Raw genomic sequence first — 24,932 nt, forward strand, 5'->3', positions numbered from 1 at the left:
AAGGGGCCGGCCCAAGACGAACGGGGCCGAAGCGCGCGGACATTAGCGCGCAAACAGGCCCGCGAGCAACCTCATATGCGGCTAAAAAAGTCCTCTTCCAGTTTGTCTTCAGCGCGGACCGGCAAGTCTCGCAATGGTCGCTGAAGCGTCAGATTGACCCTCGCGCAAAATTCACGAGCATTGTCGTGCCGCAGAGCCGGTTCCCAAGACGTCGCCCGCACCAGCTCGTCCTTGAGCTCGGGATGGCAATCGAGCTTTTCGATGAACGCTTTTGCGTCGCGCACCACGTCGAGCGGCAACTCACGTCCGTAAAGTACGAAAACGGTCGTCATGGAAAGCCCGTATACGTCGACACGCGGATCGGCATTTTGCGGCTGATGCATGCATTCTGGCGCCGCGTACACGAACGTCCCCAATGCTCCACTTCGCGTCCCGCCGGTCGTATCCGCGGCTGCCACGAGGTCGAAATCCGTGAGCCTGGGTGACCCGTCGGCATGAATCAGGATGTTTGCCGGTTTTACGTCGCGATGAATCACGCCTCGGTCGTGCGCCTTGGCAAGAGCTTCTCCGACCGCGAGCACCATGAACAGGCCCGCGTTGCGTAGAACGTCACCACGCAGGACGGCTTGCCGCAAATCGCTTCCAGGGACGAACTCCATCACGAAGTAGTGAAATCCGCCGTCTTCGCCCTTCTGTTCCAGCACCTTCACGACGGCCGAATGATGAAGCTCGGCCATGATCCGTGCGCCTCGGAAAAACCTTTCTCGGCGCTGCCGTTCATGCGCCAGATCGCTCCGCAGGACCTTGATGGCAACATGCGTCGAGGTTTGTCTATCGAGCGCTCGCCAAACGTGGGCAAACCCGCCCCGACCAACTTGTTCGAGCAGCAAGTATCTTCCGTCGCCCAGTGAATCTCCGGCCCTGAGCACGCCGCCTTCGCGAAGTTGCCTTCGTAGCGCCAGAATTTCGCGATCCACCTGTTTCGTGTCGGCATTCACGTGCCGGAGCCTGTTTCTCCGGGCGATGGCTGCTTCCAAGTCGGCCGCTACGGCTTGCGTTTGTGCATCGACGAAATGCGGCGTCTGGCTTGGTCGTTCATCACGTGCGTCGAGACCAACCGCTTTGACCTCAAAATTTGTGTCGAGTGGTTCGAGGTGTCGCTGCAAAAACGTAAGGAGCCACGTGGCCGATGCTCGACAAGCGAACGCACGAAAACTGTCGTCCTTGTCGTGATCGGCGTGATCGCTCACGGCTTTGACGATGATCGACGGACGTCCGAGGTGAGACGCAACTTGGCTGATGGCGGCAGCCTCCATTTCGACGCCGATCGTCTTGCGCACGTGCCGCGCGAGCCGTTCGAAGATGAGCGGATCTTCTCGCACGACGCTGCCCGTTGCGATGGGACCCACGTGCACGCGCAAAGGTGGATCCTCGGGCAAACCATCCGGATGCAGCAGTTCGTCTTCGAGCACGAATTCGCGACCGCGATCGGTGAGTCGTAGTCCTCCTCGTTCCAGAGTGACCAACTCTTCGGAGCGGGCCTTGGCCACGACGCGTGGCCAATCGGGGCAGTGTTTTTTGCGTTCCGGGTTGTCCTTCGGCGACGCGGCACGATCCTGTTCGAACGCCGCGATTGCGTGCAGGAGCCATCGCATTTGCACGCGCATGGCGAGCGGTCTTGGTCCTACGAGGTCTCGAATGCGTTCGACGTCGCGCGCGAAGTACGCGGCATCCATCGCCCAGCGTCGTTCGAGGTTGTACGTGGTGATGTCGTGGTAATGGTCTGGCGCCGCGTGGCCTTCGTCGCGTGCGACGAGCTTTCCGCGATCGTAGTCGTAGACGAGGCTTGCGACGATGATGTCGCCGAGCGTGACTTCGCCTCGTTTTCCCGAGCAGATGCCGCACATGGCGAGGCAGCCCGGATCGAGCTCTTTGACGAGCGTAGCGGCTCGTGTTGCCGCCGCCGATGCACCCATTTCGCCAATCCATGCCGCGGCAATCGTCAGCATTCCGCCGCGATCCGCCGGCACTTGTCGCGTATGGTAAACGTACCCTTCCGCATCGCGCGTTGCGTGCCAAGTGCCCGCAATGTCACCACCGAGGCCGAGAATGGCATCCAGTTCGTCCTGGAGAGCGGTGAGCACGAGGACGTCGAAGCGGCGCACTACGAAAAGACTATACGATTGCGCTGGCGAGTGCAGGGGGCTTGTCGACGCGCCGGGACGAAGCCGTTCGTCGAGCGAGGCGTTCGAATGATCGACGGCAATTCAAGATGAAATCGTCGCAGCGCTCGAATCCGTCGCTACCCGCGCCGCGGCGGAATCGTCCCGCCACGAGCCGATGGCGGATCCATGCGTCCACGCAAATACTCGATTGCCTGAACTTCGTCGCTGAACACCTTCATGGGAAGACCCAGGCGCTGCATGTGTCGCTGCACGTGCAGAAGCCCGGTGGCGGTTCGAATCAAGACGGCCGATCGGACGAAGTCACGCGACAGATGATTGGGCTGATCCGCGGCTGCGCGATCGAATTCCGGATCATCGCGTGGAGGTGCGAGGCGCATGTCCACCAGCACTGATAAATTGCGCCTGTCGAGCGTGTCGAAGACTTGCGTCAACGCGTCGAAAGACGCGCGCACTTCGACCAGCGCCGCATACGGATTCGCGGTGCGCCGCACGATCACGATGGGCTCGATGATTCCGCGCTCGAGAACCCAATGGGTGTTCACGAACAGCGGACGGGTCGAAAACATGAGCAAACGTTCGCTTGGGAGCAGAAACGTTGTCAACGCCGATGCTCGATTGATCCCGACAGGAGCCGCAAAACCTTGCACACCGCGCTGCCGAGCCGTGTTACTGTCGCCTTGCGTTCCCGATTTCCACGTCCATCGGGGCCGCCGCCAAACTTCCTCAAAACACGACGGACAGGCGTTTTGCCGCGACACACGGGTGACCTACGATGGCAGCCAGCAATCTCTCGGTCGAACTTGCATCGGGTGACTCTTTCGACGTGCGTGAATTCACGGTCAACGAACGAATGTCGCAACTTTTCGAAGTGCGACTCGTCGCTTTGACGGACAACCCCAACGTCGACTTCGAATCGATTGTCGGGCAAAAAGCTCGCTTCGTACTGCACCACGGCCATGGTCTCGCCGGTTCGCAACGCATCTGGACCGGCATCTGCAACGAGCTCGAACAACTTGCCGTCGAAGAGACGGGTTTGTCCAGTTACCACGTCGCCATCGTGCCGACGTTTTGGCTCGCCACGCAACGCCGCAATCACCGCATGTTCCAGCAACTTTCCGAGCCGGACATCGTGGTAAAACTGCTCTCCGAGTGGGGCATCGAACCGGTCCTCAAGATCGACAAAGGTGCCTACAAGAAGCGCAAGTACCGCGTGCAATACGCCGAAAGCGACTACGCGTTCATCTGCCGCATGCTCGAAGATGCGGGCATCTCGTTCTACTTCGAAACGCAAGATGGCGAATCCAAGCTCGTCTTGGCTGACGCGCCGCAATCGAATGCAGCGCGCGCCGCGATCGCCTTCCGCGACAACCCCACTACGGCCGATAAAGAACACGTCACCGACGTGCGTATTGCGCGGAAAGTTCGTCCCGGAAAACTCACGATTCGCGACGTCGACTATCGTAAGCCGCCTTCGTACAACCTCGCCGCCACGGCTGCGGGGGCAGCGAGCGCCATCGAGGACAAACTCGAGCGATTTCATTACGAGCCTGGAGCATTCTTGTTCGGCGCTGAAAAAGGCGACGATACGCCGGCGGCCGATGACAAAGGCAAAGCCCGCACCGACGAGACCGAAGGCCAGAAACTCGCGCAGCGTCGCTTGGAGGCCAAACGCGCAAGTGGAACGACCGTCTCGTTTTCCACGAGCGCGCACGATGTCGCGCCGGGCATGGTGACGAGCTTCCTCGATCACCCGCGTGCGGACCTCGCGAGCGACAAGAAGTTGCTCGTCGTCGAATCGAACCTCGCCGGCACGTCCACGGGCGAATGGACACATCAATGCGAAGCGAAGAGCGCCAAGCAGCCTTATCGCCCGCCGACGCGTGCACACAAGCCCAAGGTAAACGGCGTCGAGAGCGCCACGGTCGTCGGGCCCGCCGGTGAAGAAATCCATTGCGACGAGTTCGGTCGCGTTCGCGTCCACTTCCATTGGGATCGCGAAAGCAAAATGGACGACAACAGCTCGTGCTGGATCCCCGTGAGCCAACCGTGGGGCGGCGCTGGTTACGGCGGCGTCAACTTGCCTCGCATTGGACAAGAAGTTCTCGTGGACTTCCTCGGTGGAGATCCCGATCGCCCCGTCGTCGTTGGTCGCGTGTTCACGAACCTGCAAAAAGTTCCCTACAAACTGCCGGACAACAAGACGCAGAGCGGTATCCGGAGCAATTCGACCGGCGCGACGGGTGGCTACAACGAGCTGATGTTCGAGGATGCGCAAGGCAAAGAGCTCGTCCGCATGCAGGCCGAACGCGATTACAACAAGCTCGTCAAGCATGACGAAGTCGCTACGATCATGAACGATCGGACCAAGACGGTGCATCAAAACGAGACCGTCACGATCGGGCAAAATCGTCAAAAGACGGTCAAAGCGAACGAGTCCGTCAGCATCGGGCAAAGCCGAACGAAGTCCATCGGTGCCAACGAGACGATCACGATCGGGAAAAACCTACTGAAGACCGTGCAGGCCAGCGAGCGTGAAGTGACGGCGATCAATCGAAGCGTGGTCGTCGGCGTGAGCCGTTCGACGCAAGTCGGTGCGATCGACTCGACGACCGTTGGCGCCACCTATTCGGTCATGGTGTCTCCGCCTGGAGAGGGCGGTCCTGCTGCAGGCACCGCGCAGACGATCGTGCACGACAAGATCACGTTCTCCACGCCAGGAGGCGCGTCGATCGAGATGTCGGGCGATACGATCACGCTGACGGCCGCGACGATTACGGTGTCAGGTTCGAGCCAGACGAACGTGCTGTGCTCGGGCGGCGACGTGATCATTCGCGGCGGGCCGATGGTCAAGATCAACACCTGAGGCGCACCCCCAAAAGGTGCCAACCACTTTTGTGAGGGTGCTGCGACATGCCCTCACAAAAGTGCCAACCACTTTTGTGCAGCCGTCAAAACTTGATGTTCGTCGGCACCGGCGGAGCTTTGCGCCTGATCGGAGTCGTATGCACAGGCACGACAGGAGGTTTCGCCGACGCGCTGGCGCGAGCACTCGGTTGTGACGACGGCACCTCGCTCGCGGTCGGTGCAGGGGCACTCGCACTAGGCTCGGTTTGTCCGGCGCTTGCCGATGTTTCTGGTGGCGGGCCAGCATCAACCTCGGGTGCCGGTGCAGCAGAGTCCAAGAACATCGAGCCAAAGCTGCTGACGATGACGAACGCTCCGACGAACGCTGCGAGCACCAAGGCGCCGATGATCCATTTCTTTCGACCATCGCCGCGCAAACCCGACCGTTCGACAGTGTCGCGTGCAACGACCGGCGCAGTCGAGTGCGCCGCTTGAGGCTCGGCCCCGGGAACGGCCAATCGAGGGAGCTGCGCGGGCTGGAGTGTCATCAGTTGCTGGGGAGCCGATGCAAGCCACTCGGTTTGGATTGACACACCCGATATGTCGTTCTGCACTCCATGAGTGACTGCCCATCGCGCAAGGGCGATTCCCATGTCCTTCATCGTCTGCCAGCGCGCCGTGGGGCTCTTGGACAAACCTCGATCGATGATCCCCGAAAGATCGGTGTCGGCAACGCCATACGCGTGGATGGGCATCGGCGGGTTCGACACGATCGATGCGATGAGCGCGTTGTAGTTGTGGCCTTCGAAGGGGCGTTTGCCCGTGATGCTTTCGTAGAGAAGAACGGAGAACGTCCAGATGTCGGTTCGATGATCGATGTCGAGCTGGCCTCGCGCTTGCTCGGGCGACATGTAGTCGGGGCTTCCGAGCACTTCGCCGGCGATGGTTTGGTGGCGTTCGACGTCGTCGCGGAGGACGCGCGCAATGCCGAAGTCGAGCACCTTTGGGACGAGCTTTCGCGACGATTCTTGCGTCGCGAGCATGATGTTGTCCGGCTTGAGATCCCGGTGAACGATCCCTTTGGCATGCGCTGCTGAAAGAGCCGCTGCGACCGGCAAGAGCATCTGCACGGCCACGGCTGGCTCGAGACGTTTCTTGCGGGTGATGAGTGCACCGAGCGAGTCGCCCGTGAGCAGCTCCATGACCAGATACGGATCACCGACCTCGGTTTGTCCGAAATCGAAAACGCGCACGATGCCCGGATGGCCGAGTTTCGCTGCGGCTTTTGCTTCGGTGAGAAGTCGCGCCGCTGCCTCCTCCGTCGCGCGATCTCGTCGAATGAGCTTCAGCGCAAAGTCTGCATCGAGGCTCATGTTGCGCACGACCCACACGGCGCCCATGCCGCCTTGACCGAGCACTCGTTCGAGCCGGTACTTGCCGGCGATGATCGTGCCCGGGGCATAGATCATCTTCGGCGGCGATGAATGTTCGACAGGTTGTTCGGCACGTTCCGGGTTTGCCGCGGGAGCTGGCGACGAACTCTGCGCCACGTTGATCATCGGAATCGTTCCCGAACCGACTCGGATGTCTTCTGGCCTGAGCGCTGCGGCCGTGGGCGCGGGCATCGCATTCGACGACTGCCTTGGATCGCTTGGAGCGGGAGGCGGAGCGACCGCGGGCATCGCATTCGACGATTGTCTTGGATCGCTCGGAGCCGAAGGCGGAGCGACGGCAGGCATCGCATTGGATGTTCGTCGTATGTCTCCCGGAACCGGAGGCGGCGCGATGGCGGGCATCGCGTTTGAGGTTCGCCGAATGTCTCCCGGAACAGGAGGCGGCGCGATGGCGGGCATTGCATTCGACGTTCGCCGAATGTCTCCCGGAACAGGAGGCGGCGCGATGGCGGGCATTGCATTCGACGTTCGCCGCGGATCGGCCGCTGAAGGCGGGGGCGTGACGGCAGGCATTGCCGACGACGAACGCGCTGCACTGTTGGGTGCTTGAGGGACAAACCCTGGCGATCCCGCAGCCGAGGGCGGCCGCAGCGCCGGCACACCTACGGCGGGAGGCAACGGCGGCGGCTGCATGCCCATGCGTGGTGGCGATGATGCGCGCGGTCGAGGCGGCGCGCCGAAGGTCGGTGCCGGCCCGACTGGGCGATACGCAGCGTTTGATGGGGGCGGTGTGAAGCCTGGTTTCGATGGAGCTGCGCCTGGCCGCGGCGGCGGAAGCGGTAGCTTCGATGCTGAGGCTGCTGCGACCGATGGTGGTGCTGTCGAGGGAGCCCTGGAAGCGCTTGCGCTTGGCTGTGGCGTTGCGGCTTCCATGGCAGCGGCTAGCTCGGGTGGTGGAGCAAGTCCGGCAAGCGTTTGCGCGTGCGCTTTCTTGAAGCCGGTCGGATCGCCGTTGGAGGTAGGCGCGGGATCCGTTGCACCTCCAACGATGACTGCTTCGTCGGCATGCGTCGGCGTTCCCACCGGGATGACGCGTGTGATCGACGGAGCGTCGCTCGTACGTGCAGATGCGGCATCAGCTCGCATGTCCGCATTGGTTGCAGCGGGAGAGGTGAGGCCTCCAGCGACCGTCGCACCGAGCTCGTCGACCGAATCATTGGTCGACGCTATCGACACCGTCGAACCGAAGCTCGGACCAGGTGCTCCATCCTTCGCGCGCGCAGGCGTCGAAGTCGCGCTGGTGGGCGCGTTGGGTCTGGTCGTCGATTGTTCGGCCATAGAAGAGCTTCGCGCGTCGAACGTACCTGCCCCCAGCGTACACCGGAAAGCCGCGGCCGGGCGAGATGTCTACAATGAAACGTCGGACAATGACGCACGCGCCTCTTGGGCACGTACACGCCTCAAGCGTCTCGTTCCGTTTCGATTGCCCGAAGCACTTGCTTGCCAAGCTCCGTGTCGCGCGTCGTTCGCCCGAGGAACACGCGTTCGATACGCATGAGCGCGCTTGGAGGTAGTCCGAGCTCGCGCAACGTCGGGTCCGGGCGACCTCTTTCGGCGGCCACGACGATTCGAGCGAATTGCTCAGGGGTGATTGGGCCGCGTTCTTCTTCGAGGCGCTCGACGTAGGCCGCATCGAACTTTTCGAGCAGCTTGGTTTTTCCTCGATCGGTTTCTGCCGAAATCGCCTCGTACCAATGGACCTGAACCTGAGCGAAAAGCCCGACTTCGATTTTCTCGGCCTCGAGAATACGAGCGCGTTCGTCTCTGCGACGTGCGATGGACGCCGTGATTTTTGCGCATCGTTCGATCGGGAAATCTTCGATGGGAAGAGCATCCGCGACCGCTGCAGGCGTGGGTTTTTCCTCCGCGGGGGCAGCACCCGCATCGTTTGTCGCAGCAGGAGCCGAGCGTGCGTACATCTCGGCCGTTGCCAGTGGTCCGATGAGCGGCGGGGCATCGGGAACCGTTGCGGGCGCGGCGGCTGGTGCAGGCGGCGAAGCACTCGGCCCGCTTGGGGCAGCAACGGTGCCAAGGACTGGAAAGCCCGGGGTAGGCGCGTGCAAATGCGGGACAGGAAAAACCGGGGGCGGAGTGGGCGCGCTTGGCGCAGGAAAAACCGGGGGCGGAGTGGGCGCGCTCGGTGCAGGAAAAACGGCCGATGGACTCGGCGTAGGAAAAACCGCCGACTCGGTTTGTCCGCTGGAACCGAGCGAAGAGAAAAACGGCAAATCGCGTGAGATTTGTGGGGATGACGCTCGCGCGGGCGGAGGTGGCGGCGGGGGAGTCGGTGCGGTTGCAGCAACGAACGGAAGCGCCGGCGCAACCGGTGGTGGTGATGATGCGGGAGCTGCAAAAGGTAGTGCTCGATCGAACGACGGCTGCGGCGGGACGTTCGTGCTGCGGTTTGCCGGTGAACTTTGAGGTGCAACGAAAGGCAACGTGTTGCTCTTGACGTCTTCCGTTTGGACAAACGTGATCGCGTCGTCCTCGACGAGCGCATCGTCGATGAGAAGGCCTTCAAGCGGATTCGAGACCGCCGGAATTTGCGGATCGAACGGCGTTACCGGACGTTTCATCCCGAGCGGGTTGAACGTGAGCGTCTCGCTCGTAACCGGATCGTCCACGGACATGGGCGTCGCGAGCAGCGCGGGATCGTGCTTCGCATACACCCGACTCGGCTCTGGTGCGCCGAGCGTGACGATGATGCGCCCCGTGTCGGACGGATGCATGATCGGGATGCTTGCCCGCCACGTCACCGTGCACATGCGCCGCGACGTGTCGATCCACAATGTGTCGGCACGGAGCTGCATCGGATCTCGCCGACCCGTGATCCGTTCCACGATGACCTTCGGTACGAGCGCTGGTAACTGCGTGACGAACCGCGCTTGATCGCTCGTGAGCCCTTCGAGCACGATGCGTTCGTCGGGACGAACTTCACGCAATCGCTGATCTGGCGGGGCTACATTGAAAAAGGACGGGTCGATGTCGTCTGGTAGAGGCGATTCGTACCAACGTGCTGGCACGAATGCGTTTGCCCAGCGTCCGAGTCGGCTTGCTCGTGACGGCCATTCAGGTGCAATGGGTCCGTATCCAACAGGCTCGACGAGGTCTTCCGGACGCGTGACGTGGAGGCCCGGTGGCTGAAGACTCGGCAACGCGACCGCGCCAAAGAGGTCCTTCTTGTCGTACCGCATGCCGACGGGATTCGCCGTGCCGGGGCCGCCAGCCGCGCGCTCGTAACGCAAGCGTGCGCGGGTGATGCGCGGGCCGTCTCGAAGCTCGCCATGCGGCGTGAAGAGTCTGTCACCGAAAACTTCGATGCTCTTGTCGATCTCGCCGACGCACAGACGCGTCATGATGGACCGCGCAGGCGCGCCCCCGGGAGCGAAAGCGTGGCCCACCAGGATGACGTCGACGTCCCGCTTGAACGGAACGATGTCCGAGGGGGCGAAGACACTTCGATCGGGTTTGTCGTCCCAGCGTTTGTCTTCGTCGAGGATGGGTTCTTGCGAACCACTCAGCGCCGAAGTCGTTGGTGCGAGCAGGTACGTGGCTTTGCAGACGACGAGGATGAAGCGAGCCCCTCGCACGGTCTGGTAAGGCCGAACGGCAGCGGGGAGCGGGCAGTGGGAAACGATTTCCATGGTTTGTCGAGGCACCAATATCTGCTGATGGATACCGCCGACGGTTGCCGAGCGATCCGTCAGCCTTGCCTCTTGTAGCGTTCGTACGCGCGAGCCATCTTCGTGTGGTACGCGTTGGATGCGTAGTCAGGACCGTTGTAGCCCCGCGCAAACGCTGCCCAATTTCTCGTCTTCAGATGCGGGGTGATCTTCGCGCCGCGGCAATAGCCTAGAAACGCTCGCAGATGCTGCGCTTCCGACTCGAACATGTCGTAGACGAACTGCCGCACGTTCGACCATCCGCACATCTTGTAGTTGCTTCCGAGCACCTGGAACATGCCCCAGGATGCGCTCTTCACGGCAGCGTCCGCATCGAGCGCGAAGGCTTCGCGCATGACGGCCCATTGATCTTTCTTGTAGCTCGCACGCCTGCGCGGGCTCGAGTACGGCGCCGACAAATGCGGATGACTGTTGTCGTAACGGCTCTTGGTGTTCGACCGAAATAGATGGATCTCGAATAAAATCTTCGGCCGCTTTGCGTCGTCGAAGCCTGTTCGTCCGCCGGATTCGACTTCGGCAACCGCACGGACTGCAGCGGTTTCACAGTCCAAATTCCTTGCTGCTGCAACGAAATCGCTGACCGCCAACTTTCGCGCAGCACCACTTTGCGGAAGCGTCCAAGGCCCCGTCGCCGGAGGTCCTCCTTGCGATTGGCTCGGCGCAGGTGTGCCGCCCGTGTCTTCCGGAGGCTTGCTGGGCGTTGGCGATTGCCCCGAAGATGAGTTCTTCGGAATCTTGATTTGTTGCCCAACGAAGATCGCGTTGGGATTTTTGATCTGCGGATTCGCTGCGAGGATGGCTTGCACCGTCGTGTCGTATCGACTGGCAATCGCACCGAGCGTATCCCCCGATTTGACGACGTAGCTCATTGGCGTTCCTGGCGCGGTCGCGCGAAAGATCCGCTTTCGTTCGAGTCGACGATTCGTCGAACGACCGACCTCGACGAATATCACAACTGCGAGCGAGCGAGGATCATTGACCGCAGCGGCTCGTGCCAGGATGATTCTCGCCGTGTGGCGACAGGAGGACGACGCGCTGCTCGCGCGGCTCACGGACGAAGTCGCATTCGAACGCCTCGTCCAAGCGCAAATGGGAAGCGACGCCTCAGTGCCGTGGCATGCATCGGGCCTTTGCGCCGCCATTCGCTCCACGCCGGGCGGCGTGGAAGTGCTCGACGCAGCGCGTATGGGCAACGTAACGCCTCTCGTCGAGCGGCTCGATCCAGCGCAGCATCTGAATGGATCCCCCGAGCTGCTCCACCACTTGGCGCTGCATCATGCACGCCTGGCCGAAGCCTTGGGCGAGGCCGATGCCCACGTCCGCTCGATCATCGCTTGGCTCGCGCTCACTCGCCAAGAGCGGTATCTGCGCGAGCTCGGCGAGGCTGTCGTTGGGGGCGCTCTGCCCCGCGAGGAACTTGAGCGCACGCTCGCCGAAGTCCCCATGTGGCCCATCGACGAGATCGGAGAACGCGCGAAAAGCGGCGCACGAGATCTCACGACGATCGCCAAACAAGCACTCGTCGTGCTCAGACGCGTCCCCGAAGCGTGTCACATGGCGGGAGTATCGAACGAGCTCGAAGCCCGCGTCACGCAACGCGCCAACTCGCACATGGCCGCCGCCATCGAAGATGCGATTACGCCCATCCTCACGGCGATCGCCGAAACGACGGCCAGGGGCGAACCAACTGCGCGCGAAGGAGCGGCGCTCATGCAGCGGTTCGCTGCGGTGTGGCACTGGTCCGGCGAAGATGAAAATGTCGAGCATGCGGCGGTCGACGAATGCACGCCGCTTGCTTGGAACCACTGTCGCCAAAGTCGTTGGGGAGATCTGGGCATCTTGATCGAGCCCATCTGGCCGCTCATCGATTCGTTGACCCGACGAATCGAAACGGATCCATCCAAGATTGCGTATGCCGGGCGTTGTGCACAAATGTTGGTGTTCAAAGCAGATGTCGCACGCACCGAAGTCGAGACGACGGCCATCGCCGAACGCGCGTTGCGCATCTGTCCATCGCATCGGAATGCGCGCTTGACGCTCGCACATTCGCTTTGCGAACAAGCGTTGCGGCTTCTACCTGGAGCGCGGGCTCCCACGCATCACGGATGCACGACGGCCGAAGCGATGATCAAGCGTGCCGAATCGCTCTACTCAGCGTCGAGCCGTTTGCCCGAGGCACAGAAACGTCTCGCAGAAGCGAAAAAGCTGCTGGGAATTGCATCATGAGCGGAGCGACTCGCAACCCCTTCGAGCGTTTCGGTATCGATCCGAAGGAAGGTCCGCGCGCCATCACAGAGCGTCTGCGCGAGCTTGCGGAAGATGCAAACGAAGAAGACCGAGCGGCCATTCGGGCAGCTTGGGAAGAGCTCACGCTGCATCCGCTTCGCCGACTTCGTGCAGCACTCGGCGCACATCCACGACATCCGGATGCTTCGCGCACGTCGTCAGACTACGCACCGCTTCGCGGCCGGAAAACGTCGGCCCAAAAGTCGCTCACCTTCATCGATCTCGCGCCGCGCCCCTCGGTCGCGTTCGCACTCCGTGCTTTCCTGTCGAGCGCCGCAGAGCGCACTCGACGTTCGACTCCTCAACCACTCGACGACGATCCCGTCCTTGCCCTTTCGCCATCGGAGAAACCCAATCGCCATGTTCGTTGATCGACCCGTCGGAATTGATCTTGGAACAACAAACTCCGAAATCGCCATGCTCGATCCATCCGAGCGTGACTTGCACATCTTCGCCGATCGTTTCGGCAGGCGAACGGTGCCGTCCGCTGTTGCATGGGATCCCAAAGCAGAGGCGTTCGTCGTAGGACATGCGGCTCGCCAGCGACGCGGAAAAACCCCTGGGCCCATCGAATCGATCAAGCGACGCATGGGACAAGCGGTCAATGTCGACGTTGGTCCGCATGCGCTCTCTCCGGCCGAGATCAGCTCGAAGATTCTCGAAGAGCTTCGCGCGCGCATGCGCGAGCACTTGAGCAAACAAGCTTCTTCGGGAATCGAGGTTCGCGTCGATCGCGCGGTGATCACCGTGCCTGCGTACTTCGATGCACCTCAAGTCGAAGCCACGCGTCTCGCTGGAGAGATCGCAGGCCTCGAGGTCATCGGCATCCTGCAAGAGCCAACGGCGGCAGCCATCTATCACACGTGGAAAAGCCGCCTCGCCGACGGCAACTTCCTCGTCTACGACCTTGGTGGCGGCACGTTCGACGTGTCGATCCTCCGCTGCCTCGGAGGCGAATACCAAGTCCTCGCCATCGACGGCGACAACTATCTCGGCGGTGACGACTTCGATCGCCGCTTCGCGGAACGCTTGCGCGTGCTGCTTGTCGAGCGTGGCTACTCGCTCGATCTCGACGTGCGCAACAGCGAAGAAGATCGCGCTCGCTTCGGGCGCCTCGTGCACTTGGCGCAAGAGATCAAGGAGTCGCTCTCGACATCCGAAGTCGTGAACGTCTCCAAGCAAGACTTCATGAAGGACAAGAGCGACGAAAGCGTGTCGTTCGAGGGAGAGATCGGTCGAGCGGAATACGAGAAAGCCATTTCGGATCTCGTCGAGAGCACGATCGTGTGTTGCGAGCGCGCTCTTACGCGCAGCGCGGAGACGTCGTCGGTCGATTTGTCGCAGATCGATCACGTGGTGCTCGTGGGCGGATCGACGCGTGTGCCGCTCGTCATTCGTCGAGTGATCGAAGCCATCTGCATGAAGAGCCGCTCGGAAAAACCCTTGCAGGACGAAGTGGATACGTGTGTGGCGTTGGGAGCCGCGATCCACGCCGCGCAACTCGGTGGATTGCGCCTTGGTGAGGAGCAGAAGAAGATCGCCGTTTCGTTCACGACGCCGCTCGTCAGCCAATCGGCGCGCATTCGTCTCGGCGTGCGTTTCGATCAAGTTCCGGCAAGCGCAGCCGAAGCCATCATCTATCGCGGCGTGACGTCCCAAGACGGGACCGACGAAGTCGCTCGAACCGCAGTTCCCGATGCGAGCGACGCTGTCGTGCGCATGGAGCTTCCGCTCGGAGAAGAGCCCGAACAAGGCATGCGCTTGAGCTTGCGTTCGGCCGAGCGCGAGACTTTGGTCGAGCTTCCGTTTGCCATCTATCGCGGCGATGTGCGGCCGCGTGCGAGCGCGTTGAGCCGTCCGTCGGTCGTGGCCAAAGACATTGCCATCGAAGTCGTGCGTGCGGGCCGGCGCGAGCGTCGCGTGCTCATTTCACGTGGTGCAGGTTTGCCCACGGAAGTAAAGCATCGGTTTTTCACGGCCGATCAAAGCGGCGCCGTCGTGCTTCGGCTCCTTCAAAATCGCATGCCCATCAAAGCGCTGCTCCTCCAAGTGCCAAAAGAGCTGCCCGTGGGTACGCCCGTGGATCTCACGTTGCGATGCGACGATGCGATGCGCATGGAAGCGCGAGCAGTGGTTGCTGGGCAGGAGCTATGGGCTCAGGTCGAACCGCCCGCAGCGCCTCGATTCGACCCAGCGGGTGCTGTCGAAGCATTGCTCGAAGACGCAGATAAAACGGGGCGGAACCTTTGGGGATCGAGCGCGGTGAGTTATCGCGCCGAAGCGGACTTGCTCGTCGCGGGGATCCGCGAGGTTGTCATGACAGACCCCGACAAGATGCAGGCACTTTGCGAAAAGTTGCGCATCCTCGTCGATTGGTACCGCGGTGATCCGAACGAGACGCTTTCTCCGCCGATGGCGCGCTTCGAGTCGGAGCTCGCCGACCTTCGTCGCGTCGTGTATCGATCTACCGGAGCACTGCACGGAATGGATCGGGCCGCTTGGGACAAACGCATCGAAGACATCGAGGCGCGCGCGGCTGCGGCATACGAGGCCAACGATGCGGTCGTTTGGCGACGCGTCTACAACGAGGTGCAAGCGCTGTACGAAACCGCCGTGCAGGAAGAGTTTTCCGCGATGCGTCTCGACGATCCTTCGTACCTCGAGCGCCGGCTGCGAGGCGAACGGCTCTATGCGCAAAGCGTCGAACGCAAGCTCGCCGACTTCGTCCCGTCTTCGTCGGATGTGGGAACGCTACAGCTTGCAGAACGAGACAAACTCGCAGCGCAGCTTCACGAGAAGGCCATCGAGCCGCTGCGAAACCTTTCCGCAGAGACGAAAGACGCCGCTGCGCTTCGTCGCAAGCTCGAAGCAATCCGAGCCGAAACATCACGCATCGACACGGCACTCGAACGCTTGCCCTCGCTGGGTCTCGTCACCGAGCGCGGCGGCGCGTAGCGAAGGGCGCCTGCACGCATGACTGTCCTCAGCGAGATCGCTCTTTCCGGGGCCGAGTATGTCGAGCGTAACGGAGGGGCTTTCCTCGGGCTCGAGGCCTACAAGAGGCAGATTCCGAGAATTCTCGAAGGCCCGCTTTGCGCGCGCGTCGTGCTTGGCGCTTTGCGCTGCGCCGTCAAACTCGGCAACGAGAAAGACGTCGAGGACCTTGCCCAAAAGTACACGTTGATCATCGGCGGAGGCGAACACCTCGCCGAGATCATCACGCTCTGCAAGTCGCTCGTTACGCAGGGGCGCAGGTCTGCCGCCGTCAGCCTCGCCCGCGCCGAAGCCGAACGCGAACCGCGGGCTCGTGCGTATTACTTGCTCGCCCGGTGCCTCGAATTCACGGGCGACTCGACACGCGCATTCGAAGCATTCGGTCATGCAGCAACGCTTGCGGACAAGGAAGGGAATGCGGCCGATGTGGCCCTCGCGGCTCGCGCAAAACGCGTCGAGCGAATGCTTGGTGATCAAAGCAATGCGTCGACGGCGTTTGCCGACGCGGCAGCGGCGGATCCCACGGGTGCACCTCCCGAGCACAAGCTCGTCATTGCGCTTGGTCGTTTGCGTTCTCCGAGCAAGTTCACTCGAGCGTCTGGGTTGTCGCTGCTCGAAGAGCTGAGTCGCGATCCGACGACATCACTTGGTCGATACGCGATCCGCATGGCGGTCGAACATGCCGATGCGCTCGGTGACTCGCTCACGGCCGTCGAGGCCGATCGCATCAATGCAGCCATTCGCCACGTGCCCGATGAATCCGCGCGAAATGCGGCGCTCGCGAGGCTGCTTTGGATCATCAAGATCGCGACGACCAAAGGGGACGCACGCGCCGATGCGATCACCGCCGCCGCGGACGTCGCGCCCGAAATGGTGCCGCTGCTTCGTCGCGTCCGAGCGTTTCTCAGCGATGATCAAACGTCGCATGCGGCGTCCGGTCCCGACGTTGCAGACACGCCTTCATTGCGCCTCGCGTCGCTTGGCTTGGATGCCGTCGCGGCGCTGAAGAACAACCGCACGCAACAAGCGGCAGAGATGCTGCACGAAGTGACCAAGCTCTTTCACTCGGGCACGGTCGTTACCATCCCGCAGTCCATCTGGATCGCGACGCGTTTGGCGCTCGATGTTCCACACCCGAGCGTGCGTGATGCCGCTGTGCTCGTTGCCGAAGGGCTTTTGGCCGTGACGATCGTTGCACCTCCCATGGGTTTGTCCGGGCTAGCCAGGGGGCTCGACGGCGCCGGGCGTCGTGACCTCGCATTGCGAGCGTGCAATGCTGCCATCGCTGCACGCGAGGACGGAGCGCACGAGCTCTACGCCGGCATCTTGCGTGACGAAGGTTGGGCACTTGCGGCGCGCGGGCAAAGAGATGCGGCCATCAAGGTGCTCCGCGAAGCGCGCGAGCAATTCAATGCCGCAAATGGCAAGGTTTCGTAACCATGGCACACGATCCGACTGATGAACCCACGGGCGAGCTCATTCACACGCGCTCGATTCCGTATCCGACGAGTCGCCTTGCAGCGCGTATCGATCTCGTCGATATGGCGCAAGAAATCGAAAAGGCAGACCAAGCGCTCGGGCTCGTCGTTGGTGCAAAACTCGAAGTAATTCGGGATCAAATGCGCGCACTCCAGGAAGAAGCGCGCCAACTGCTCGAAGAAGCGCGGCTTTCAGCACGCCTGCAACGCGCAAAATGCAATTTCAAAAAAATACCGGGAAAAGTTTACCACCTCTACCGCCGCCCCGACGGCGAGCTTTATTTCTCCATGCTTTCCCCGGATGAATGGGGCGGATCGCCCCCGCACGTGTTCGAAGGCTCCTACAAAGTGGAAATCGACCTGAGTCTTCGCCCGCTTGGAGATGAACGTTCACGTCCAGACGGTCGAACGGTCGTCTCGCGCTTGCTGAAAGACGAATCCTACGCCGGTGAATTGACGGGAAAAACGTGATGGGTTTGGAGCGTCAAACTCAACGTTCCAAACTCGACGGTGCCGCCTGATTCGAAACGTAGATTTGTTCGAGCCTACTCACCGAATTCACTGCATAAAACACGCCGGTCAAGCTCAATGCGACGGCAATGGCGAATTCGGGCCATCGAGTGCCCGGACGAACCTTGCCCGGCAGCGCTTCTTCGGCAGCGCGTAGCGCCCGAGCACTGCGAGCGGGATCCAGCGTTTGCACCGGCAGCGCGTGCAGTTTGTCCAAGAGCGGATCTCGCTCGTCCAAGCTCACGGTTCACCTCTCTGTAACATTGACGAATTTTTGTTCATTCTCGGTTCGAGTGCTTCGCTGAGCGCCGCTCGAGCACGCGATAGACGCTGCCTGAACGCTTCCGGCTTGATTCCTAGCACATCCGCTGCTTGCGTTCCTTCGAGCCCCTCGACACCGACGAGCAGCAACACTTCGCGGTGAGCTTCCGGCAACGCACGTAACGCCATTTCGAGCGCGACGAGGTCGTCACCCGTATCCGGTGCGCCCGGCGCCGAAACCGATTCGGACTCGAATGCATCGAAGACGTAGCGCGTAAAATCAAGCGCTGCCCATCGTCGCCACGAACGATGTTTGTTTCGCGCGATGGTGAAGAGCCACGCGGCCAAATCCGTGTCCTCGGCAAGGCGATGCACGTTGCGACTCACGGACACCCACGTTTCTTGATGGAGGTCTTCCGCGACATCGCGACGACGCGTGAGGCGCAGCAAAAATCCGAAAATTCGATCCGAGTACAGCGCGTACGCTTTGCGCAAAGCCGCTCGATCTCCCGTCCGGAGACGTTCGACGAGCTCGGCTGCATCCGGCGTGGTCATGCCCCTATCAACGAACGTGTACTCCAAGCGTGACGAAAAAAAAACTTTGTCACGCTCGGCGCTCTACTGCGTTCTTCGCAAACGAGAACGACCTCGAGCGGTCGAAACCGGAGGCGCAAGCATGAGTGGTCTTGGAGATTTTTTTGTCGAAGGCGGTTGGGGAATGTATCCGACGCTCGTCTTCGGGGTGATGACCGTCGGTGGTGCCGTATGGTTTGCCGTGAAGCCCGAACCGCGGCGCCTCGCGTTTACTGCTGCGATGTGGTTGACGCTCGTGAGTGCAATCGTGCATGCGACGTGGACCGACTTGGCGGCGGTCATGGCGTACCTCGAGGATCCGGCGAAGACGCCGGACGGAGCGATCGCACGGACACTCGTTACGGGTTTGAAAGAATCGACGCGTCCCGGGGCGCTAGGCGGGACTTTTCTGACGCTCGCCTTGCTCATCGTGGCGATCGGCGCGCTGCGCGCACCGCGGCGTGATTGACGAACCCGAAACGATCGGTGTGCGTGGTAGGCTGCGCGCTGCGCTTGGTCCAACCGAACCATGCGCTCGGACAAACCATGCAGCTCGTCAATGCCGTCGACATCGAAAGCAAGTGGGGTTTGCGCACGTTCGAGCTGCGGCAAGGGAGCTTGCTGGACCTCGAAGAGACGGCCGACTTGCTCGCGGTCTCGGCCTTCTCCGACACGCTCGATGCATTTGCGGTCGAACCCGAAGCGTATACATTCGTGGCGCACACGGTCATCGGCGCCTTGTACAAACAAGCGGAAATCGATGTTGCGGCGCTGCGTGCAAAGCCTGTGCTCGACTTGCGTTCGGCGCTTGGATGTTGGTTCTCCGAATTGACGACATCTGCAAAAATTCGCCGCATTCTCTGCATTGAGGACATCGGGCGTCGCACCGATCCGCACACGGCGATTCACGATGCGTTCGTTGCGCTCGCTGTTGCGGAAGCCAAAGGAATCGTAGCGAGCACGTTCGTCCTTCCGCTTCTCGGCGCTGGCGATGCGCGTCTCGATCCGGCGACGATCGTGGCGGAGCTGCTCGTGCACGCGCGAAAGCACTTGGTCGAATCGCAGCACGTGAAGCGCATCGTGTTCGTCGAACGAGATCCGGACAAGGCGCGCACGATTGATTCAGCGATGAACGATGCGCTCGCTCGCGTGCGCGTATCGCTTCCACGCGGGCAAGTTGCGGATGCCGTTCGAGCGGATTTGGCGCGGGTCGTCGAATCGGCGAATGCGGTCGTATCGGATCAACATCGGCGAGTGCTCGCGGATTTTGCACGCTTGGTGGGTTCGCCCGAAGCTCGGTCTTTCGAGATTGGGCTCGTTGCGCGCAGGCTGGTCGAAGCGGTCGTCGCGGACGTATTCGGCAAACCGCCGAAAGGGTACGACCTTGGGAAAAACATCGATTCATTGTCGGAGCGGCAGGTGGCCGATTGGATACGGTCGTACATGCATGTCCTGCGCGTTTTGGGCAATGAATCGGCGCACGAGCGTCAGATTGATGCTCGGTATCCGCCCACCGTGACGGATGCGGATCTATCGGTGGTTTTGCTTTGCGCAAAGCGTATCATCGAGTTTTGGATAGAACATCGGCGTAAACGTTGAGGGGTCACGCTGGGGTGTAAACCCGGTCGAGGGCCATATTTCCCAGCACTCGCGTTCCCCAAACTCGCCCGCTTCGCGGGCTCGGACAGTGGGGCCCCTCGCGAGCGCTGGGAAATATGGCCCTCGACCTCAATCCAAAGTCGCGACGAAATGTCGTGGAGGGGCGTATGGCGACCAGACTGACGGGGTGGGCAGCGATTGCGTTTGCCGAGAAAAACAACTGCAAGCTCAGCAAGAAAGCGGATCCGACGGAGCCGGCGCGGGACGACGTGGAAATCGCCGAGGCAAGGCGTATTGCGCAGATAGCTCCAGACTTGATCTACGTGGATTTCGACGAATTACCGCCGACGAACGTGGCGTGACTGGCTTTGCTTGTCAGCCGGAACGTCCGTTGATACGAATCAGTCCGTGCCGCGACGCACTTCGTCCAAGACTGCCGCGATCGAGCCGCTCGCTGGGTTTCACGAACCCACGCGCGTGTGGTTTTCCTCCGCATTTCCCGGACCAACCCCGGCGCAAGTGCTCGGTTGGCCGAGCATTCAATCAGGCACGTCGACGTTGCTCCTCGCTCCCACGGGATCCGGTAAAACCCTGGCGGCATTCCTGGTAGCGCTCGATCGATTGGTATTTTCCGACGAACCGCCCGCTGAGACGCGCACGCGGCTGCTTTATGTTTCCCCGCTGAAAGCGCTCGCCTCCGATGTCGAACGAAATCTCCGCGTGCCCCTTGCCGGCATTACGGCTGCGGCGGCTCGTATGGGCTTTACGCATCGCGTACCAACGGTTGCGATCCGGTCGGGAGATACGCCCGCCGAAGATCGCGTGCGTTTGGCAAAAAAACCGCCCGATATCCTCATTACGACGCCCGAATCGCTGTATCTGCTGCTCACGTCCGCCGCGCGGCGAATCCTGCGATCCATCGATACCATCATCATTGACGAAATTCATTCCGTGGCAGCCACGAAACGTGGTGCGCACTTGTTCGTCTCTCTGGAACGATTGGCCGCATTTCAGCAAAGCGAGAGTGAACAGCCGCGCCAGCCCGTACGAATTGGTTTGAGCGCAACACAAAGGCCGCTCGACGAAATCGCACGGCTGCTCGGGGGCTTCGACGTAAAGGGAAAACTGCGAGAACCTCGGCCGGTGGCGATTGTCAATGCAGCGGCGCCAAGGCAGCTCGAAATAAGCATCGAAGTGCCCGTCGACGACATGGCCGATCCGGCAAAAAATGCGCAGCCGCGACAAGCGGATCCTGCGGGAAAGTCAATTTGGCCAGCCATTCATCCGCGCCTTGTCGAATTGGTACGAGCGCATCGATCGACGATGATTTTCGTCAATAGTCGTCGCCTTGCGGAGAGGCTCGTATCGGCGCTCAACGATACCGCCGACGAAGAAATTGCCGCCGCGCACCACGGTTCGATGTCGCGCGACGAACGCACACGAGTCGAAGAAGCGCTGAAAGCCGGCGAGCTTCCGTGCATCGTGGCGACGTCGTCGCTCGAGCTTGGTATCGATATCGGTGCTGTGGACTTGGTCATTCAAGTCGAGGCACCACCGAGCATTGCTGCCGGACTTCAGCGCATTGGTCGAGCAGGGCATTCCGTCGGGGCGCTCTCCCGAGGTCGCATATTCCCAAAACATCGCGGGGATTTGCTTGCTTGCGTCGCCGCGCGGACGGGCATGCTCGCAGGCGATGTCGAAGCGACGTTTTACCCGAGAAACCCGCTCGACGTGCTCGCACAACAGATCGTCGCCATTACGGCGATGGATCCCATCCACGAAGATGCGTTATTCGATCTCGTGCGAGGAGCAGCGCCGTTTTCGGAAATGCCGCGATCGAGTTTCGATGGCGTGCTCGACATGCTTTCCGGCAAGTATCCCTCGGATGAGTTTTCGGAATTGAGGCCTCGAATCGTTTGGGATCGCAAGACCGGAATCTTGCGGGCGCGAAAAGGCGCCGGGCGAATTGCCGTGGTCAATGCGGGGACCATTCCTGATAGGGGCCTTTATGGAGTTTTTCTCGACGCATCGGAGTCGTCGTCGGGCACAGGGCGTCGCGTCGGAGAGCTCGACGAAGAAATGGTGTTCGAAGCGCGCGAAGGCGAAGTTTTCGTGTTGGGTGCTTCATCGTGGCGCATCATGGAAATCACGCATGATCGCGTGCTCGTGACGCCAGCTCCAGGACAGCCAGGGAAAATGCCGTTTTGGCGTGGCGATAGGCTAGGGCGTGGCGCGGCGCTCGGCGAAGCAATGGGCGAGCTCGCTCGGGAAATTGCTGGTCGAGATGAATCGGCAGCCGAACATTTTTTGCAAACACAGCATGGACTCGAAAGGCGTGCCGCGACAAACCTCGTGCGTTACGTACACGAAGAGCAGCGGGTTTGTGGGCAAGTACCGAGCGACCGGACCATCGTCATCGAACGATTCGTGGACGAAGTCGGCGATACGCGCGTGTGCCTGCTCTCGCCGTACGGAGGTCGCGTGCACGCGCCGCTCGCGACGGCCATTGCCGAACGATGTCGCAATGAAATGGGGATCGAACTCGAATGCGTTTGGTCCGACGATGGTATCGTGTTTCGATTTCCGGGCACCGAGGTCATTCCCGAGGTTCGACGACTTTTCCCGACGGCCGACGATGTGGAGGACATCGTCGTTCGCGCCGTGGGTGGTTCGGCGTTATTTGCTGCGCGTTTTCGAGAATGCGCAGGCCGCGCCCTTTTATTGCCTCGTCATAGCCCAGGAAAACGTTCACCGCTATGGGCGCAGCGAAAACGAGCGCGCGACCTGCTCCTCGTGGCCTCGCGCTACGCAACCTTTCCTATATTGCTCGAAACGTACCGGGAAGTATTGCGCGATGCCTTCGATTTGCCAACATTGAAAAAAATCCTCACGCACATCGAATCGAAAGAAGTCATCGTACACGAAGTCGAAACGCGTGCACCATCGCCTTTCGCGGCTTCGCTGATGTTCGGGTACATCGGCAATTTCATGTACGACCTCGATATGCCGCTTGCTGAACGCAAAGCGCAGCGGCTCGCGGTCGATCATGCGCGGTTGCGTGAGCTCTTGGGCGAGGCGGAATTGCGTGAGCTGCTCGATCCTGCGTCGATCATGGCGCTCGAGAAGACTTTGCAAAGGCTCGATGGAAAGCGCCCCATCGAGCACGAAGACGATTTGCACGATTTGCTGCTATCGATTGGAGATCTCACGGTCGATGAAATCCTTCATCGGGCGGGTAGCGCTGATCGCGTGACGCGTCTCGTCCGCGAATGCGAAACGTCGGGGCGTATCGTTGCGTTGACCATTGCGAATGAACGGCGGTTCGTCGCCGTCGAGGATGCGGCGCGATATCGCGATGCTCTTGGCATTCGCATTCCGGATGATTTGCCGGCCGCATTGCTCGATCCAGCGCCAGAACCGCTCGTGGGGCTATTGTCTCGTTATGCACGGACGCACGGGCCATTTCGCGTGGAGGACGTTGCCAAACGATTTGCAATGGGCGTCGATCCCGTGCGTTTGGCCATTGGGGCGCTCGTCGAGCGGGGACGAATCGTCGAAGGCGAGATGTTGCCTGGTGGCACGGGAACCGAATTTTGTGACGCAGAAACATTGCGATTGCTGAAGCGGCGGTCGCTTGCAAAATGGTTCGCCGAAGTCGAACCGGTTTCGCCGGAGACGTATGCGCGATTTTTGCTCGAATGGCACGGGATCGTGCATCCACGGCGAGGCACGCATGCGCTACTTTCGGTCATCGAACAATTGCAAGGGGCGCCGATGTTCGTGACGGCGCTCGAAAACGAAATCTTGCCGGCTCGGATTGAAGACTATCGCGTCGGAGACCTCGATGCATTGTGTGCTGCGGGTGAAGTGGTTTGGCGCGGTGTGGAACGTGGCGGTGACGGTATGGGGCGAATTGCGCTTTATTTATCAGCAGCTTATCCGTATTTAGCGCCGCCTGCGGGACATGCGGAAGGGACCGCTGCGGCGCGTATTCGTGACGTGCTCGAGCGACGAGGCGCCGTATTTTTTCACGACCTCTTGCGGGAAACGGGAGGGTTTGCCCCGGATGTCGTGACGGCTTTGTGGGACTTGATATGGGCTGGTGAGGTCACGAATGACACGCTGGCGCCTTTGCGATCGCTTGGTGCGGAGCAGCGCCAGGACAAACGGCGGCACTCGATGCGTGGTCGCGGGATGCAAATGCGGCGCAGCGTTTTACCGGGAACCGAGGGGCGATTTTCGCTGTTGCCCAAGCATTTCGAGCGAGGTCCGAGCGAAACGGAAAAACGAGCAGCTCTCGCGCGATCGCTGCTCGATCGGCACGGTGTCCTTTCGCGGGAATCGGTGCTCGCCGAAGGGATTGCGGGTGGTTTTTCCGCGGTGTACGATGTTCTGCGCGCGATGGAAGATGCTGGAAAGGTTCGTCGCGGTTATTTCATCGCGGGGCTCGGAGCCTCACAATTTGCGCTGCCCGGAGCGGACGATCGATTGCGCGCATTGCGTGATACATCGGACGAAGCGCGCACGATCGTGCTTTCCGCCATTGATCCGGCGAATCCTTGGGGAGCGATGCTGCGATTTCCGGGCGATGACTCGACAGAGTCGAAAGGCGGGGGACAAAGACCCAAGCGAACCTTCGGGGCGCGAGTCGTCATGCAAAATGGCAGAATTCTCGCGTGGCTTGGGCGGACCGAAAAACATCTTTTGACGTTCGTACCATCGGGTGGGGACGGCGCAAAAGAGACGCGAATCGTGGCAGAGGCGCTTGCAACGCTGGTGGACGAAGGTAAAACGCGGGTCGTCGTCATATCGACGATCGATGGAGTGCCCGCGGCTCGATCTCCGTTTGCCAAGGCGCTTCGTGAAGTGGGATTCGTTGAAACGATTCATGGGTATGCGAAACGAAGGGCGCTTCCGCCTCCGATGGCTCCGCGTTTGTCGGGGCCGCAAGATGGATGGGGACGTCCGTGGGATGCGCCGCAAAAGGCACCGGAGCGTTCACTGCGGGAGCCAGTCGAGGAAGATGATTTCGATGATGAATTGGGGGATTGAGTCGGCGAAATC

The 24,932-nt window shown here is 61.1% G+C and carries 17 protein-coding genes; 10 read left to right on the plus strand and 7 right to left on the minus strand.

Annotation, left to right across the window (positions count from 1 at the left end):
• Positions 1-71 precede the first annotated feature (71 nt).
• The gene (locus tag IPM54_01820) at positions 72-2,165 is read right to left on the minus strand and encodes a protein kinase (protein ID MBK9258551.1); all 2,094 of its coding nucleotides are present in this window, start codon (positions 2,163-2,165) and stop codon (positions 72-74) included.
• A 137-nt stretch (positions 2,166-2,302) separates the two neighbouring features.
• Positions 2,303-2,752: a hypothetical protein gene (locus IPM54_01825; protein MBK9258552.1), complete on the minus strand. Its 450-nt coding sequence runs from the start codon at positions 2,750-2,752 to the stop codon at positions 2,303-2,305.
• A 206-nt stretch (positions 2,753-2,958) separates the two neighbouring features.
• On the opposite strand from IPM54_01825, the gene tssI reads away from it, so the two are divergent.
• A complete protein-coding gene (gene tssI / locus IPM54_01830) occupies positions 2,959-5,049 on the plus strand; it encodes a type VI secretion system tip protein VgrG (protein MBK9258553.1) in 2,091 nt (696 codons plus the stop codon).
• An 85-nt stretch (positions 5,050-5,134) separates the two neighbouring features.
• On the opposite strand, the gene IPM54_01835 is transcribed toward tssI, so the two are convergent.
• From IPM54_01835 to IPM54_01845, 3 genes are all read right to left on the minus strand, one after another.
• The gene (locus tag IPM54_01835) at positions 5,135-7,762 is read right to left on the minus strand and encodes a protein kinase (protein MBK9258554.1); all 2,628 of its coding nucleotides are present in this window, start codon (positions 7,760-7,762) and stop codon (positions 5,135-5,137) included.
• Positions 7,763-7,884: 122 nt separating this feature from the next.
• Positions 7,885-10,128 (minus strand): DUF2169 domain-containing protein, encoded by a 2,244-nt coding sequence (locus IPM54_01840; protein MBK9258555.1) that lies wholly within the window; start codon positions 10,126-10,128, stop codon positions 7,885-7,887.
• A 59-nt stretch (positions 10,129-10,187) separates the two neighbouring features.
• Complete coding sequence (locus IPM54_01845) at positions 10,188-11,036, minus strand: DUF3380 domain-containing protein (protein ID MBK9258556.1); 849 nt, start codon at positions 11,034-11,036, stop codon at positions 10,188-10,190.
• A gap of 142 nt (positions 11,037-11,178) precedes the next feature.
• On the opposite strand from IPM54_01845, the gene IPM54_01850 reads away from it, so the two are divergent.
• The 5 genes from IPM54_01850 to IPM54_01870 are packed head-to-tail and all read left to right on the plus strand — an operon-like array spanning position 11,179 to position 17,396.
• Positions 11,179-12,393 (plus strand): hypothetical protein, encoded by a 1,215-nt coding sequence (locus IPM54_01850; GenBank protein MBK9258557.1) that lies wholly within the window; start codon positions 11,179-11,181, stop codon positions 12,391-12,393.
• Positions 12,390-12,824, plus strand: a complete 435-nt coding sequence (locus tag IPM54_01855) for a hypothetical protein (GenBank protein ID MBK9258558.1) — start codon at positions 12,390-12,392, stop codon at positions 12,822-12,824. Before IPM54_01850 ends, IPM54_01855 begins: the two co-directional genes overlap by 4 nt.
• Positions 12,814-15,408: an Hsp70 family protein gene (locus tag IPM54_01860; protein MBK9258559.1), complete on the plus strand. Its 2,595-nt coding sequence runs from the start codon at positions 12,814-12,816 to the stop codon at positions 15,406-15,408. The genes IPM54_01855 and IPM54_01860 overlap by 11 nt, the downstream gene beginning before the upstream one ends.
• A gap of 18 nt (positions 15,409-15,426) precedes the next feature.
• Positions 15,427-16,884 carry a hypothetical protein gene (locus IPM54_01865; GenBank protein ID MBK9258560.1) on the plus strand — a complete coding sequence of 486 codons (1,458 nt, stop codon included), beginning with the start codon at positions 15,427-15,429 and terminating at the stop codon, positions 16,882-16,884.
• A 2-nt stretch (positions 16,885-16,886) separates the two neighbouring features.
• Complete coding sequence (locus tag IPM54_01870; protein MBK9258561.1) at positions 16,887-17,396, plus strand: DUF2452 domain-containing protein; 510 nt, start codon at positions 16,887-16,889, stop codon at positions 17,394-17,396.
• Between the two features lie 19 nt (positions 17,397-17,415).
• Here the strand turns inward: IPM54_01870 and IPM54_01875 are convergent, their stop codons facing one another.
• Positions 17,416-17,679 (minus strand): hypothetical protein, encoded by a 264-nt coding sequence (locus tag IPM54_01875; GenBank protein ID MBK9258562.1) that lies wholly within the window; start codon positions 17,677-17,679, stop codon positions 17,416-17,418.
• A complete protein-coding gene (locus IPM54_01880) occupies positions 17,676-18,251 on the minus strand; it encodes an RNA polymerase sigma factor (protein ID MBK9258563.1) in 576 nt (191 codons plus the stop codon). Before IPM54_01880 ends, IPM54_01875 begins: the two co-directional genes overlap by 4 nt.
• 121 nt (positions 18,252-18,372) lie before the next feature.
• Here IPM54_01880 and IPM54_01885 point away from each other — a divergent pair, with 121 nt between their 5' ends.
• The 4 genes from IPM54_01885 to IPM54_01900 all read left to right on the plus strand — a co-directional run bounded on the left by IPM54_01885 (position 18,373) and on the right by IPM54_01900 (position 24,920).
• The gene (locus IPM54_01885) at positions 18,373-18,738 is read left to right on the plus strand and encodes a hypothetical protein (protein ID MBK9258564.1); all 366 of its coding nucleotides are present in this window, start codon (positions 18,373-18,375) and stop codon (positions 18,736-18,738) included.
• A 44-nt stretch (positions 18,739-18,782) separates the two neighbouring features.
• A complete protein-coding gene (locus tag IPM54_01890) occupies positions 18,783-19,868 on the plus strand; it encodes a DUF4145 domain-containing protein (protein ID MBK9258565.1) in 1,086 nt (361 codons plus the stop codon).
• Between the two features lie 167 nt (positions 19,869-20,035).
• Positions 20,036-20,230, plus strand: a complete 195-nt coding sequence (locus IPM54_01895; GenBank protein ID MBK9258566.1) for a hypothetical protein — start codon at positions 20,036-20,038, stop codon at positions 20,228-20,230.
• A 46-nt stretch (positions 20,231-20,276) separates the two neighbouring features.
• Positions 20,277-24,920, plus strand: coding sequence for a DEAD/DEAH box helicase (locus IPM54_01900; GenBank protein ID MBK9258567.1), 4,644 nt, complete (start codon positions 20,277-20,279; stop codon positions 24,918-24,920).
• Positions 24,921-24,932 lie beyond the last annotated feature (12 nt).

The organism is Polyangiaceae bacterium, from assembly GCA_016715885.1.
Classification (GTDB): Bacteria; Myxococcota_A; Polyangia; order Polyangiales; family Polyangiaceae; genus Polyangium.

Coding starts and splice junctions, on each gene's coding strand:
- IPM54_01825 (MBK9258552.1), bottom strand. CDS start 2,752: ATGTTTTCGACCCGTCCGCTGTTCGTGAACACCCATTGGGTTCTCGAG.
- tssI (MBK9258553.1), top strand. CDS start 2,959: ATGGCAGCCAGCAATCTCTCGGTCGAACTTGCATCGGGTGACTCTTTC.
- IPM54_01835 (MBK9258554.1), bottom strand. CDS start 7,762: ATGGCCGAACAATCGACGACCAGACCCAACGCGCCCACCAGCGCGACT.
- IPM54_01840 (MBK9258555.1), bottom strand. CDS start 10,128: ATGGAAATCGTTTCCCACTGCCCGCTCCCCGCTGCCGTTCGGCCTTAC.
- IPM54_01845 (MBK9258556.1), bottom strand. CDS start 11,036: ATGAGCTACGTCGTCAAATCGGGGGATACGCTCGGTGCGATTGCCAGT.
- IPM54_01855 (MBK9258558.1), top strand. CDS start 12,390: ATGAGCGGAGCGACTCGCAACCCCTTCGAGCGTTTCGGTATCGATCCG.
- IPM54_01860 (MBK9258559.1), top strand. CDS start 12,814: ATGTTCGTTGATCGACCCGTCGGAATTGATCTTGGAACAACAAACTCC.
- IPM54_01865 (MBK9258560.1), top strand. CDS start 15,427: ATGACTGTCCTCAGCGAGATCGCTCTTTCCGGGGCCGAGTATGTCGAG.
- IPM54_01870 (MBK9258561.1), top strand. CDS start 16,887: ATGGCACACGATCCGACTGATGAACCCACGGGCGAGCTCATTCACACG.
- IPM54_01880 (MBK9258563.1), bottom strand. CDS start 18,251: ATGACCACGCCGGATGCAGCCGAGCTCGTCGAACGTCTCCGGACGGGA.
- IPM54_01885 (MBK9258564.1), top strand. CDS start 18,373: ATGAGTGGTCTTGGAGATTTTTTTGTCGAAGGCGGTTGGGGAATGTAT.
- IPM54_01895 (MBK9258566.1), top strand. CDS start 20,036: ATGGCGACCAGACTGACGGGGTGGGCAGCGATTGCGTTTGCCGAGAAA.